This is a genomic window from Streptomyces sp. NPDC058701, from assembly GCF_042715295.1.
GTDB lineage: Bacteria > Actinomycetota > Actinomycetes > Streptomycetales > Streptomycetaceae > Streptomyces.
Genome location: NZ_JBHXSY010000040.1, coordinates 1 through 13193, shown reverse-complemented (window position 1 = coordinate 13193; position 13193 = coordinate 1). Strand labels below are relative to the sequence as shown.

Genomic DNA, 13193 nt, shown 5'->3' with positions numbered 1-13193 from the left:
GCCGACAGCCGGCACCAGGCCGGCGGCCCCGACCCGGTTGTCTTCGTCCACGGCTGAACTCCGACGGCTCCACCTGGCAGGCCATGACCGACCGCTTCGAGGCCGACGGATGGCCGGCCGGACATCTCGACGAGTGGACCTACAACGCCAACCAGTCCAACGCCACCACCGCAGAACAACTCGCCGACGAGATCGAGCGCGTTCTGGACGCCACCGGCGCCACCAAGGTCGACATCGTCACCCACTCGATGGGCGCCCTCTCCTCCCGCTACTACCTCAAGAACTTCGGCGGCACCTCCAAGGTCGACGCCTGGGTCTCCCTTGCCGGACCCAACCACGGCACCGAGACCGCACGCTGGTGCGCCGGCGCCCCCTGCATCGAGATGCGACCGGAATCCAACTTCCTGAACAACCTCAACTCCGGTGACGAGACCCCCGGCACCACCCGCTACGCCACCTGGGGCTCACCCTGCGACGGCATCATCAACCCCGCGAGCAGCGTCGCCCTTACCGGAGCCGTCAACACCACCACGACCTGCCTCGACCACATGGGACTGCGCACCGACCGAACGGTCTACGGCGAGGTCAAAGCACACGTGCGGTAGCAGCGTTGACGGCTGACCGCCGGATGCCCCCGGCGCCACCTGATCGGTACTCCGTTCGCGACCGCGGTGGTGTGCCGGCCGTGGCCGCCCGCCCTGGGGTGTGGCTGTCACGACGGCGGGGCCAGCAATCCGCGTGCTCGCTGCCCGGCCCGTACGCAGCATCTCCTCCAGTCGAACGCGGCGCTGCTGCACGAAACTCCAGCGCCGGAGCCGGGTCCGCCGCCGGCGCCTCCTCCGGGGCGGGGGAGACCGACTGAAGAAGGTTGAGACCAACATGGCGCTGGAAGCGGCGCGGCCGCGCTGCGGCGGTGGTGTCGGCGATTAGCAGCAGGCAGGTAGCTGGCAACGTCGCGGGCACCGGCGAACCAGTCGTCCTCGAACCCAGGCTCGGACTCGTGTGGGGCGCTGCTCTCGGAGATCCAGGTGTGGGCGCCGGCTACCGTCCCGGCCTCCAGTTTCGACACGATGTCGTCAGCCTGCTCGTCCGAGAGCCCGACGGCGGCCAAGGCTGGAACACGGCGAACCGCGCCGCCGTGGCCTCGCTCTGGTGGTGGCTGATGCGGGCCAGCGCGGCCGTACGCGTCGGCTTCGTGCTCGTCCGTGCTCTCGTAGTGCCTTCCTTGTCTGCCTGGGCGCGGTGGGCGGCCCAGTCCGGATCGCGTACGGGCGCCGACGCCCGCGTGTCTACGGCCGGGGCGCCCGCCAGCACGCCCGGACCGGGCAGCGCCTCCGCGGCCTGCGCGAGCATCGGCTCAACCGGCGGTTGCAGCGTCCCGGGCACCGCCCGCAGTGACCAATGGGCTCCTTACGCGTTCATCTCATGCAAGTTGATCTCTTCACGCGAAGGAGCTTTCCCTGCGTCGTGTCCTTACGGCGGCTGTCGCGGCGGCGGCCACGCTCATGCTCGGAGCGGCGGCGGCACAGGCCGACAGCCCGGTTGACGCTCTGGGAGGTCTTGGGGGCCTGACTCATCTCGACCCCAGCAGCCCTGGCCCCAAGACAGACACCACAACCGGCGCCGGTGGCCCCCAGACGACGGATCTGACTGCTCTCGGTCAGCCGCCCCTGTCGGGTGATGGGTTGCCGGGCCTCGGACGTGGGGGGCTGCCACTGCTGGGCTGAACGGACACTGCCCGCCAATCGTCGCCCTTCCGACTCAGTGGGTGTTCCAGCCCTGAACACAACCACAGCAGCCCGGCACGGAAGAGCAGGTCAGGACGGTCACGAGAAGCAGCAGCACTCCACCGGATCGTGCGGGCCACCCGGTGATGCATCAGAAGATGCCCTGCCATATCCTCTATGGCCTTGGCCTTGGCCTGGGCCTCGGCGGCCAACTCCTCGGCAGCACCAGGGGACACAACCACGCCTAGGGCCGTTTCCTCTCCCCGCCAGCCACTCCGTCAGTTCTGGCACAAAGGAGAGTGGTCGTGGAGGGTGACGGCATCCTTCGATTGACAGGGATAGTCACGCCCTGGGCCCGTCACCGCGCACCTCGACCACCTCCGGCGCGGGTGCTGTCCGACCCGGCACTTACGCTGTCGCGACGGCACCGAAATCCTGGAGGTGGAGGCGGAATGTCTTTGACGTGGCTGGAGACGGAGGGCGGCCCGTTCATCGTGGTTCCACGCACCGCGCTGCTGCACTGGTCGGGAACGGACGGCGACTACGACCGGGCTTGCGAGGTGATGGATATCGTTGGAGTTCTCGCGCTGTCTGACGGAGCTGAGGCGCTGGTCCTCGGGGATGAACCTCTCTCGACCGCATACCTTCCGGAGCACCGAGTCCTCGTCCGTTGGTGCTACGCGGAGAGCGAGGATGCTGTCGCCGACATCATCCGGGCTGGCCTTCCCACCACCGATTGGGAGGAAGGGCCTGTACTGAGTACCACTGGCGAGCTCCTGCTGTTCGATGCCGCCTACTTCGGCTCCGAAGCCGGGACACTCACGGCCAGCACCGTTCTCGAACTCGCTGCTGGTCGCTACCGGGTGGACTCGGCAAGCATCGAACCCAATGACCTGACGTCCTTTCGCGTCCACCGATTCGTCGAGCTGGCCGGACGCGACGTTGCTGAGACCCCGGGGAGTCGTTGATGAGGGTCACTGAAGCACATCACGGCGTCGAGGTCTCGGAGCAGGTGGAGTGCGAAGCCTGTGAGGCCGGGTAGCCGGATGGGGTCGACTGCATCGATCCAGGTGGGGAGTGTGCAGGCGAGGCGGTAGGCGAGTATGTCGCCGAAGTAGCGGACGTGTCCGGCGGCCTTAAGTAGGGCTTGTAGGGGTCCAGTCTGCTGGGCCGGGGCGGCGAGCCTGAGGCGGACCGATGACGGTCGGCGAGGCGCCTCACCCGCTTGTCCGCCTGGCTGGTGCGTGCTCCGGCCCCGACGCACGGCGCACATTCGGGCCTCTACGGTTTCCGAGCCCGCCCGCCGCCGCCGGTTCAGCCTGCGCCGACAAGCAGCGAACTCACCCGGGACTCCAGCCACGCCGGCAGGTCCAGCAGGCGGACGCCTTCCTGTTCGTCGGGGTCGGTCCGCGCCACCAGGCACACCATGTCCTGCGCGCCGTTGTTCACGGGCATGTGTGGGGTGTCGGCGGGGATGTGGATGTAGTCGCCCGCCCGCAGCAGCGTATGCTCCGCCAGTCCCTCTCCGTGCCAGACCTCGACCTGGCCGGACTGGATGAAGATGGCCGACTCGTGTCCCTCGTGCAGGTGAGGGCGGCCCCGGCTGCCGGCGGGCATCACCAGCCGGTGGAGGCACAGTCGCTCCGCTCCCGCCGACTGAGCACTGATTCCCGCGCCGAACGTGCCGCCCTGGACACCCTGGTACTGGCCCGTACGCACCACTGTGCACTGCTTGTGATCTGCCATAAGCGCAGTACAACAGACCGTCAACAGTGTTCGATCAGTTCACGCCAGGCACCTGGCGACACAACCGGCAGCTCCGCGAGACGGCCCACACCACCCGGGACAGGAACGTCATCGCTCTTCCGACCCACGGAAGCGGCCTCCCGATCCGTGACGCCCCCGTGGTCTGCAGCGCCGCATCAGCGTGGAGGGGGCCCCGGGCTGATGCGGAAGGCTGACTGGAGGCACCCGGCCGCTGGCTGGAGAGGTGGCTGCAGGGGCTGCCCTGCCCTGAGGCCTTCGCGCTCTACGCCACATCAGCAGTGGTGTGGGCGTACGGGGCCTGGGCCGAGCTTTGGAGTCCTCAGCCGGCGATCCTGCCGAAGAGGTGGTTGGCGGGAGCGTCCGGGTCGTTGCCGTAAAAGAATTCTGAAAGTGCCTGGTGGAATTCGGCCCGGTCCAGCGCGCCGGAGCCGTCCCGGTCCAGGGCGGCGAAGACCTCGGCACAGTCCTCGCCGGGAACGGCGGCGACCGAGTCGAACATCTTCTGGAACTCCGCCTGGTCGATCTTGCCGTCTGCGTTCAGATCGACGAGGTCGAAGAAGCAATTGGTGACCGGCTCGATCTGTTCCGGGTAGAGGGCGGGATCAGTCAGGACACGCTTGAATCCTTCGGTCATCTCCCGCAGATCGACCTTCCCGTCACCGTCCTGGTCCATGGGGGCGATCACGTTCGTCCAGAACCCGTCCATCCCATCGGTGAGAAAGGCGGTCGTGGAGTCCGGCGTGGCGCCGCGGGCGGCGATGTAGCGCTCGCTCATCATGCGGACGTCCCGCTGGGTGATGAGCCCGTCGCCGTCGGCGTCGGCGCCCCTGAACCACTGGCCGTACTTGAGGTCTTGAAGTGCAGTCACAACTGCGCACAGTATTCATGCGGTTACGTAAGCGCAAATGTGCAGCGAGGAGCCCCTTGGCGGGCAGGTGCAGCCTGTGCAGCCTGCCGTGCACGTGACGATGGAGAGTGGGAGAACCGGCCCGGGGACGCCGGAACTTTCGTGTCAACGTTCGAGCTTGGGTGGTGTGAAAGCGAGTACCTCAGGAGGGGGATCGTCGTACAGCTCGACCTCGACCAGCGCAGTGAGAGCGCTCGGCCCTTGGGAGAGGCGCGAGCATGGCCGATCGGCCGTGAGGACGTTCGGATTGCCGTGGCGGTCCAAGGTTCCGCTCAGGCCCGGCTGGACCGGATCCCACCACGCTCCGGTGGACAGTTGTACGACGCCTGGCATGACGTCGTCCGACAGGACTGCGCCCGCAAGGCAGCTGCCTCGGTCGTTGTAGACGCGTACGATCATGCCGTTCTCGACGCCGCGCGACGCGGCGTCCGACGGATTGAGCGTCACGGGCTCCCGGCCACGGATCTTTGAACTGAGGCTGTGGCCGCCGTTGTCGTACTGGCTGTGCAGGCGCGAGGCGGGCTGATTTGAGATCAAATGGAGCGGGAATCGGTCCGCCAGATCAGCGTGGAGCCACTCCACTGGTTCGAACCACGTCGGATGCCCGGCGCAGTCGTCGTAGCCGAACGAGTCGATCTCCTCGGAGAAGATCTCGATCCGGCCCGACGGCGTCGGCAAGGGGAAGCGCTGCGGATCTGAGCGGAGCGCCTCGAAGCTCCCGGGAAACGGTCCGGCCAGCGCCGGCAGTTGTGCGGTGGAGGTGCGCCAGAAGTCGTCGAAACTCGGCAACGCGGCATCGTCGCCGAGTGTGGCCCTCGTCTGCTCGTAGAGGTGTCGGACCCATTCGCTCTCGGAACGCGACTGTGTGAACTCCTTCTCGTATCCGAGCCGGGAGGCCAAGGCGGCGAAGATCTGGTGGTCGGTGCGCGACTCGCCCTCCGGCTCGCGGACCTTCGGCATCGCGACGAGGTGGGGGTCGGAGAATCCGGCGGTGAAGTCGTCGCGTTCCAGGCCGGTGGCGACGGGGAGGACGATGTCCGCGAACTTCGCCGTGGTGTTCCACCAGGCTTCGTGAACCACCACCGTGTCGGGGGTCTGCCAGGCGCGGGTCAACCGATGCAGGTCCTGGTGGTGGTGGAACGGGTTCCCTCCGCACCAGTACACGAGTCGCAGCTCGGGCAAGGTGAGGCGCCGGCCGTCGTAGTCGATGGTCTTTCCCGGATGCAGCAGGGTATCGGCGATCCTTGCGACCGGGATGAAATCCGGGACGGGATTGGTCACCTCGGGGAGCGTCGCCACCGAGGGGCGTCCTGGGGCGACGCCGGTCGCGTCCATCGTCGCGTAACCTGCGCCCCAGCCGCCGCCAGGCCGGCCCATCGAGCCGGCCATGGCGGCCAGCACGACGGACATCCAGATCGGTTGTTCGCCGTGGTCTGCGCGTTGCACCGCGTAGTTGACCATGATGAGGGAACGCTGGGTGGTGAGGCGGCGGGCGAGGTCGATGAGCGTGTCGCGGCTGATGCCCGTGATCTCCGCCGCCCAGGCGGCGTCCTTGGGGACGCCATCGAGTTCGCCGACCAGGTAGGAGGCGAAGCGGTCGAACCCGACGCAGCAGCGGCGGAGGAAGTCCTCGTCGTGCCACCCGTTGACCAGCATCGTGTGGGCGATGCCGAGCATCGCGGCGGTGTCGGTGTTGGGGACGACGGGCAGCCACTCGGCGTCGAGGAAGCCGGCGACGTCGCTGCGGATGGGACTGACGTTCACGAACCGCACCCCGGCCTCACGGCACTGGCGCTGCAGGTGCTGCGTCTGGTGCCTCGCCAGCCCGCCAGGGTTGATCTGGCTGTTCTTGAGGGCCAGGCCGCCGAACGCGACCACGAACTCACCGTTCTCGGCGATCTCGTTCCACATCGGCATCCGGGACTGGTAGCTCCACGGATGCCCGCCGATCACATGGGGGAGGATCACCTCCAAAGCCGCGGTGCTGTACGTGTTGCGCGAGTCGGTATACCCCCCGCCTAACGCCAGGAACCGTTGGAGTTGCCGCTGCGCGTTGTGGAACGCGCCCGCACTCGCCCAGCCGTAGGATCCGCCGAACACCGCGCTGTCTCCGTGCTGTGAACGCACCCGACGGAGTTCATCACTGACCAGCGTGAGCGCGTCGTCCCAGCTCACTTCGACGAAGGCGTCCGCGCCTCTGGCCGAGTCATGGGCTCGCGGCAGGCCGTTCAGCCAGCCCTTGCGCACCGCGGGTCGCAACACGCGGGCGCTGTCGTCGGCGGCTGTCACCATTCCGGGGCCGATGAGCGACGGTGCGGGATCGTCCTCCTTCGGCTCGATGCGCACCAACCGGCCGGAATCGACCACCGCAACAAAGCTGCCCCAGTGCGTCGCAACCGACATGCGTCGTTCCACCGTGCATCAACTCCCTCGCCGAGGTTTGCCTTGTCCGCGGACAGAGATGCTCACATCAGAGAGGCTCCACTTCAGTCGACGAGCCGCGGGACAGAGACTTCCCCCACGGTCTGCTGCCCAATCCCCGAGGTGCTCCTCGGCGGTGCCTTCCCCGCCAGCAGACATCCGGCCTCCGCGTGTGTCCGTACGGTGACGGCGCTCCGCGCGGCCTCCGGCTCCCGGTCCCGCGCCGCGTGCCGGACCAGGGCGGCCGGGTCCACCGGCTCGGCGTGGAAGTCGGTGTCGTCACCCACTCCCGGCAGGTGGTCTCGGCGTCCGAGGAGGTCCTGCGGCTCGAGCGGGGCAAGCGCTCCCTCTCAAGGGCGGCATTGCGCGGAACAGTCGCGCGCGGTCGCGGCCGACGTGTCGAAATAGGAGGAACGGCTCCGACGTCCCCTGCGAGAGGCCCCCACCCGCGTCGGGGCCCGCGAACAGAAGGAAGTGGCACCCCATGAAGTACATGCTGATGCTCCTCGGGAAGCAGTCCGACTACGAGGCCATGGCAGGCCGGCCGAGCGAGGGCAACCCCGCCTGGTCCGAAGCCGACCTGAAAGCGATGTTCGACCACATGGGCGCCCTGAACGACGACCTCGCCGAAGCGGGCGAGTGGGTCGACGGCCAGGGACTCGCCGAACCCCGGCAGGCCCGCCTGGTCACCGCCGGCGCCGACGGCGCCCCGGTGGTGACCGACGGACCGTACGGGGAGACCAAGGAGGTCCTGGCCGGATACTGGATCATCGACGTCCCGGACTTCGCCCGCGCCGCCGAGATCGCCGCCCGCGCCCACGCCTGCCCCGTGCCCGAGGGCGCACCGAATCCCCCCGTCGTCGTCCACCCCGTCGGCGGCGCCTCGGGGACCGAGATGTGACCGAAGCCCCCGGCCCCGGACGCGGTTTCCCCGTGTCCGGGGCGGCCGACCCGGACGAGGACCTGCTGCGCCGGCTGGCCCCGCAGGTCCTCGGCGCGCTCGTGCGCCGCTACGGGCACTTCGACGCCGCCGAGGACGCCGTACAGGAGGCCCTGCTCGCCGCCGCACGGCAGTGGCCCGCCGAAGGCCGCCCCCGCAACCCGCGCGGCTGGCTGATCCGGGTCGCCTCCCGCCGCCTCGTCGACCAGCTGCGTGCCGACGACGCACGCCGGCGCCGCGAGGAGACCGCAGCGGCACTGACCCCGCGCGACGCGTTCACCGCCCCGCCGCCGGGCGAGGGCCGGGCCCCCGCCGAGGAGGACACGCTCGCGCTGCTCTTCCTGTGCTGCGGCGCCGAACTCTCCGCCGAGGCCCGGACCGCGCTCACCCTGCGCGCCGTGGGAGGCCTCACCACCGCCGAGATCGCCCGGGCCCACCTCGTCCCGGAGGCGACGATGGCCCAGCGCATCAGCCGTGCCAAGCGGCGGATCAAGGCCGCGGGGGCGCCGTTCGGGCTCCCGGACGCCCGGGAACGCGCCGGCCGGCTCGCGGACGTCCTGCACGTCCTCTACCTGATCTTCAACGAGGGCTACACCGCCACCTCCGGCCGCGACCTCCGGCGCGCCGACCTCGCCGCCGAGGCGATCCGCCTCACCCGCTCCGTCCACCACCTGCTGCCCGCCGACGCCGAGGTCGCCGGCCTGCTCGCCCTCATGCTGCTCACCGACGCCCGCCGCGCCGCCCGCACCACCCCGGACGGCGGCCTCGTCCCGCTCGCCGAACAGGACCGCACCCGCTGGGACCGCGCGGCCGTCACCGAGGGGCTCGCCCTGCTCACCGACGCGCTCGCCCGCTCCCGGCCCGGCCCCTACCAGCTGCGCGCCGCGATCGCCGCCGTCCACGACGAGGCCGCCCGCGACGAGGACACCGACTGGCCGCAGATCCTCGCCCTGTACGAGGTCCTGATCCGGATGGTGCCCGGCCCCGCGGAACAGCTCGGGCACGCGGTCGCCGTGGCCATGGTGCACGGGCCGCGCCGGGCCCTCGCCCTGCTGTCCGACCTGGACGGCTACGGCCGGCTGGCCGGCCACCACCGCCTGGAGGCCGTACGGGCCCACCTGCTGGAGCGGGCCGGCGACCTGTCGCAGGCCCGCGCCGCCTACGCGAAGGCGGCCGGGCTCACCCTGAGCATCCCGGAACGCCGCTACCTTCAAGGCCGGGCGGCTCGTATCGGTGAGTAACCGGCGGCGTCCGCATGACGGACGCGGCCCACGACTGTCAGACCCGCCGCCTACTCTTGATCACGTGAGCCCGACCCCTGACACCAGCGCCCCCGAGCGTCCCCTCGCCGAGATCAACGCCGACATCCGCTGCCTCTTCGCCCGCGCCGAGGGCCGCCTCTCCGACGCCGAGCGCGTGCGTCACGCGACGCTGCTCCAGGAGTGGGCCGCGGCGATAAGGGCCTCGGTCGTACCCGCGGCCTGACGACTCCCGGGAACCCGCGCCCGCCCCCACGGACCCGCGCGCGCGGGGACCCCGTACCTGCCACCCTTGCTTCTGCCGCCCTCGCGCCGGACCGATGAATTCACGGTCCGGCGACAGTCTTCTCCTGCGAGTCCTACGCGTCCCACGAGCACCCGTACGCGAGAGAAGCGAGATGGTGGACATGAGCGACCTGCACGGCCTCCTCCAGGCACACGTCGAGGACGGATCCCTCCCCGGCGCGGTGGCACTGGTGGCCCATGGCGACGACGTCGAAGTGGCGGCCGCAGGGTCCGCCGACACCGTCGGATCGTCCCCCATGGCCCGCGACTCCCTCTTCAGGATCGCCTCGATCACCAAGCCCGTGACCGCCGCGGCCACGATGATGCTGATCGAGGACGGCCTGCTCGCCCTCGACGCGCCCGTCAGGCGCTGGCTCCCGGAACTCGCCGAGCCCACGGTGGTCCGTACGCCGTCCTCGCCCGTCGACGACGTGGTCCCCGCCGAGCGCCCGATCACCGTCGAGGACCTGCTCACCTTCCGCGCCGGATACGGATTCCCCTCGGACTTCTCGCTGCCCGCCGTCCAGCTGCTCTTCAGCGAACTGAAGCAGGGCCCGCCGGAGCCCCAGCAGGTCGCCGATCCCGACGCGTGGACGGCGGCGCTCGCCCGCATCCCGCTCCTCCACCAGCCCGGCCGGGCCTGGCTGTACAACACCTGCTCCGACATCCTCGGAGTCCTCCTGGCCCGCGCCGGCGGACAGCCGCTCCCGGACCTCCTGGCGGAGCGCGTCTTCGAGCCCCTCGGCATGACCGACACCGGCTTCGCCGTACCGCCGGACCGGCTCCACCGGCTCACCTCGTACTACCGGTCCGCGCCCGGCGGCGGCGCCCCCGAACTCGTCGACGCCCCCGACGGCCAGTGGTCCCGCCCGCCCGCCTTCCCCTCCGGGGCGGGCGGTCTCGTGTCCACCGCCGACGACTGGCTCGCCTTCGGCCGGATGCTGCTCGCGGAGGGCGCGTACGCGGGCGGCCGGCTGCTCTCACCGGAGTCCGTGCGCCGGATGACCACCGACCACCTCACGGCCGGGCAGCGCGCTGCGGGCGCCCTCTTCCTGGAGGGCCAGGGCTGGGGCTACGGCGGCTCGGTCGACGTGGACCGCACCGACCCGTGGAACGTCCCGGGGCGCTACGGCTGGATCGGCGGGACCGGCACCGCCGCCCACGTCGTCCCCGCCACCGGAACGGTCGCCGTCCTCCTCACCCAGCGGGAACTGAGCGGCCCGGCCTCACCCGACCTGATGCGGGACTTCTGGAGGTACGCCGCGGCAGGCCGCTGAGGGGGGTAGCGCCGCGCGGACGGGGCATCCGGAGGACATGGAGACTTCCACTCAACTCCGCGAAGAACCGGGGAAGTCGGCGAGATCCGGCTCCCGGTGGCTGGTGCGGACGGCCGCCGTGCTCGTGGCCCTCGCCGCGCTGCTCGTCATCGCGGGCCGCTTCAGCCTGGTCCCCGGCTTCGGCGCGCTCTTCGGCGACGAGACCCGTGACCGGACCGGCCCCGCCGTCCTCAAGTCGATCCAGGACATGAGCCGTTACGAGGGAGCGGCCGGGAACTACCAGGTCGTCGTGGACCTGGAGAAGGACGCCAAGCTGCTCCCCGACGCCATCCGCGGCACCCGCACCCTGTACGTGGGCGCCGGCACGGTCAGCGCGTACGTCGACCTCGGCCGGCTCGGCGAGCAGAGCGTCACCGTCAACGAGGACCGCACCGAGGCCGTCCTGAAGCTGCCGCACGCCGCGCTCGGCGATCCCGCCCTCGATCCCGCCCGGTCCTACGCGGTGTCGAAGGAACGCGGGCTCCTGGACCGGCTCGGCGACTTCTTCTCCGGCAACCCGTCCGGCGAGCAGGCCGTCCAGAAGCTCGCGGTCCGGCACATCGCCGACGCCGCCCGCGACAGCGGCCTCACCCAGCGGGCGGAGAAGAACACCGCCGCGATGCTGGAGGGGCTGCTGCGCTCGCTCGGCTTCAGCCGGGTCACCGTCACCTACGTCTGACCGGGTCACCGTCACCTGCGCCTGGCCGGGTCACCGTCACCCAGGCCCGGGGCCCCACGGCCGGGCCCGGGTGTCCCCGCTACGGCAGCGCTCCGCCGGCCAGGCGCTCCCGGAGCAGCCGCTTGTCCGGCTTGCCGCGGGCCGTCAGCGGGATGTCCCGCTCCCAGAACACCGCCGTGGGCCGGTGCGCCGGAGCCAGCGCCTTCTCCACCAGGTCACAGGCCTCCTCGGCCGTCTCCGCGCTCCCGGCCCAGCCCGCGGACGGCACGAGGAACGCGCACACCTCCTCACCCGTCAGGTCGCTGTGCCGGCCCACCACCACCGCCCGGGCCACCCCCGGATGCCGGGTCAGCGCGGCCTCGACCGGCACGCAGTACACGTTGTCCCCGTCGACCATCACCACGTCCTTGACCCGGTCGTCGAGGTACAGGTACCCGTCCGGCCCGAGGTGCCCGAGGTCGCCCGTCCGCAACCACCCCCCGCTCAGCACCCCTTCCGTGAGATCCGGCCGGCCCCAGTACCCGGCCATCACCGCCGCCGAGCGCATCCACACCTCACCCGTACGCCCGTCGGGCACCTCCGCGCCCCGCTCGTCGCGGACCCGGACCTCGACGCCGGCGACGGGCCGCCCGACCGAGCCCAGAAGTTCCGGTCGCCCGGCCACCGCGGCCTCGTGGTCGGCGGGGGAGAGCCGGCAGATCACCGCCGCCTCGTTCATGCCGTAACCCTGCTGCCACCGCCCGCCCCAGCGGGACACCGCCTCCTTCAGCCGCTCGGGGTGGACGGGCGAGTCGCCGTAGGAGACGGCCTCCAGCCCGGGCACGCCGGCGGCGGTTTCCGGGTCGTCCAGCAGGCGGTAGACCATCGAGGTGGTCAGGTACGTCGAGACCCGGCCCAGGCGCCGGCAGGCCGCGGCGAACTCCCGTGGCCCGAACGGGTCGAGGACCTCCACCCGGCCCCCGGCCCGCAGCTGTTCCATGCACCGCCCGCCGGACCGCTGCGCCAGGGAGGTGACCGACAGGTACACCGGATCCGCCCACCCCGGGGCGCGCACTGAGTTCCGCGCGGCCATCGCGCCGAAGGTGGAGGCCACCCCCTTGGGCAGCCCGGTGGTACCGCCGGTGTAGGTCACCCGCGCCACGTCGTCCTCGCGGGCCCGTACGGGGACCACCGTGCCCTCCCGCCCGGCGGCCCGCCCGAGCAACTCGTCCAGGCCGAGCCGGGGCGCCCCGGTGGCCGGTACCGGCACGTCGTGCACCACCAGGTCGGGCCGGCAGTCCCGCAGGACGAAGTCCAGGCCGTACAGGGCCGGTCCGGCGAGCACCTGGGTGAGCCGCGCGCCCAGTACGTGCGCGGCGAGGCGCACCTCCAGCACCTCGGGGCGGTTGCGGCCCGTCACACAGGCGAGCCCCGAGCCACGCCCGACCCCCGCCTCCGCGAGCGCCCCCGCCAGCCGGTACGCCGAGTCCAGCACCTCCCCGTACGACGCGACCCGGCGGCCGACGCCGATCGCCGGCCGCTGCGCGTACCGCTCGAACGAGCCCACCAGTTCCGTGACATACCGTGCGGCCACCACGTGCCACCTGCCTTTCCGTGCGTTCCGGCCGACCGTACAGGCCGACCGCGAACAGTGCCGCCCCGCCGGCCGGGGGCGTTGCCGCACGGCTGATCGGGTGAAGCAGCGGAACTTGTCGGAGGTCCGGGCGTTGATCAAGATGCTCACCACCGTGCACCGTGCACTCGTGCAACAGAAAGACCTTGAACCATGATGATCAAGAAGATGATGGCCACCGCCGCCGCCACCGCGTCGATCCTGGGCGCCGGCGCCGCCGTTGCCGCCCCGGCCATGGCCATCGGCAACGACAACGGGGTCAACACCGTCAACGGCAACG

At 70.9% G+C, this 13193-nt stretch carries 12 protein-coding genes and 1 pseudogene; 8 read left to right on the top strand and 5 right to left on the bottom strand.

Annotated features, from left to right (window positions below; translation table 11 throughout):
- Positions 1-83: 83 nt before the first annotated feature.
- Together ACFWW8_RS30485 and ACFWW8_RS30480 are read left to right on the top strand one after the other, a co-directional pair.
- Complete coding sequence (locus tag ACFWW8_RS30485; RefSeq protein ID WP_386533824.1) at positions 84-605, top strand: alpha/beta fold hydrolase; 522 nt, start codon at positions 84-86, stop codon at positions 603-605.
- Positions 606-2179: 1574 nt separating this feature from the next.
- Positions 2180-2695, top strand: a complete 516-nt coding sequence (locus tag ACFWW8_RS30480) for an Imm21 family immunity protein (protein ID WP_386533821.1) — start codon at positions 2180-2182, stop codon at positions 2693-2695.
- Positions 2696-3041: 346 nt separating this feature from the next.
- On the opposite strand, the gene ACFWW8_RS30475 is transcribed toward ACFWW8_RS30480, so the two are convergent.
- From ACFWW8_RS30475 to ACFWW8_RS30460, 4 genes are all read right to left on the bottom strand, one after another.
- Positions 3042-3473 carry a cupin domain-containing protein gene (locus tag ACFWW8_RS30475; protein WP_386533820.1) on the bottom strand — a complete coding sequence of 144 codons (432 nt, stop codon included), beginning with the start codon at positions 3471-3473 and terminating at the stop codon, positions 3042-3044.
- Positions 3474-3813: 340 nt separating this feature from the next.
- Positions 3814-4362: an EF-hand domain-containing protein gene (locus ACFWW8_RS30470; RefSeq protein ID WP_386533814.1), complete on the bottom strand. Its 549-nt coding sequence runs from the start codon at positions 4360-4362 to the stop codon at positions 3814-3816.
- A gap of 144 nt (positions 4363-4506) precedes the next feature.
- On the bottom strand, positions 4507-6816 hold the full coding sequence (locus ACFWW8_RS30465; RefSeq protein ID WP_386533811.1) for a molybdopterin-dependent oxidoreductase: 2310 nt from the start codon (positions 6814-6816) through the stop codon (positions 4507-4509).
- Positions 6817-6887: 71 nt separating this feature from the next.
- Positions 6888-7109 (bottom strand): hypothetical protein, encoded by a 222-nt coding sequence (locus ACFWW8_RS30460; protein WP_386533809.1) that lies wholly within the window; start codon positions 7107-7109, stop codon positions 6888-6890.
- 197 nt (positions 7110-7306) lie between these two features.
- On the opposite strand from ACFWW8_RS30460, the gene ACFWW8_RS30455 reads away from it, so the two are divergent.
- The 5 genes from ACFWW8_RS30455 (at position 7307) to ACFWW8_RS30435 (ending at position 11301) form a co-directional block, all read left to right on the top strand.
- Positions 7307-7723: a YciI family protein gene (locus ACFWW8_RS30455; protein WP_386533806.1), complete on the top strand. Its 417-nt coding sequence runs from the start codon at positions 7307-7309 to the stop codon at positions 7721-7723.
- Positions 7720-9003: an RNA polymerase sigma factor gene (locus ACFWW8_RS30450; RefSeq protein ID WP_386533804.1), complete on the top strand. Its 1284-nt coding sequence runs from the start codon at positions 7720-7722 to the stop codon at positions 9001-9003. The genes ACFWW8_RS30455 and ACFWW8_RS30450 overlap by 4 nt, the downstream gene beginning before the upstream one ends.
- A gap of 64 nt (positions 9004-9067) precedes the next feature.
- Entirely contained in the window at positions 9068-9247 is a 180-nt protein-coding gene (locus ACFWW8_RS30445) for a hypothetical protein (protein WP_386533801.1), read from the top strand.
- A 181-nt stretch (positions 9248-9428) separates the two neighbouring features.
- A complete protein-coding gene (locus ACFWW8_RS30440; RefSeq protein WP_386533798.1) occupies positions 9429-10583 on the top strand; it encodes a serine hydrolase domain-containing protein in 1155 nt (384 codons plus the stop codon).
- Positions 10584-10620: 37 nt separating this feature from the next.
- The gene (locus ACFWW8_RS30435) at positions 10621-11301 is read left to right on the top strand and encodes a DUF4230 domain-containing protein (RefSeq protein ID WP_386533796.1); all 681 of its coding nucleotides are present in this window, start codon (positions 10621-10623) and stop codon (positions 11299-11301) included.
- A gap of 79 nt (positions 11302-11380) precedes the next feature.
- Here the strand turns inward: ACFWW8_RS30435 and ACFWW8_RS30430 are convergent, their stop codons facing one another.
- Entirely contained in the window at positions 11381-12874 is a 1494-nt protein-coding gene (locus ACFWW8_RS30430; RefSeq protein ID WP_386533794.1) for a class I adenylate-forming enzyme family protein, read from the bottom strand.
- A gap of 195 nt (positions 12875-13069) precedes the next feature.
- Between ACFWW8_RS30430 and ACFWW8_RS30425 the strand changes: the two are divergent.
- A pseudogene (locus ACFWW8_RS30425) lies at positions 13070-13193 on the top strand (RdlA protein); the annotation flags it as partial.

Coding starts and splice junctions, on each gene's coding strand:
- ACFWW8_RS30475 (WP_386533820.1), bottom strand. CDS start 3,473: ATGGCAGATCACAAGCAGTGCACAGTGGTGCGTACGGGCCAGTACCAG.
- ACFWW8_RS30435 (WP_386533796.1), top strand. CDS start 10,621: ATGGAGACTTCCACTCAACTCCGCGAAGAACCGGGGAAGTCGGCGAGA.
- ACFWW8_RS30455 (WP_386533806.1), top strand. CDS start 7,307: ATGAAGTACATGCTGATGCTCCTCGGGAAGCAGTCCGACTACGAGGCC.
- ACFWW8_RS30440 (WP_386533798.1), top strand. CDS start 9,429: ATGAGCGACCTGCACGGCCTCCTCCAGGCACACGTCGAGGACGGATCC.
- ACFWW8_RS30480 (WP_386533821.1), top strand. CDS start 2,180: ATGTCTTTGACGTGGCTGGAGACGGAGGGCGGCCCGTTCATCGTGGTT.
- ACFWW8_RS30485 (WP_386533824.1), top strand. CDS start 84: ATGACCGACCGCTTCGAGGCCGACGGATGGCCGGCCGGACATCTCGAC.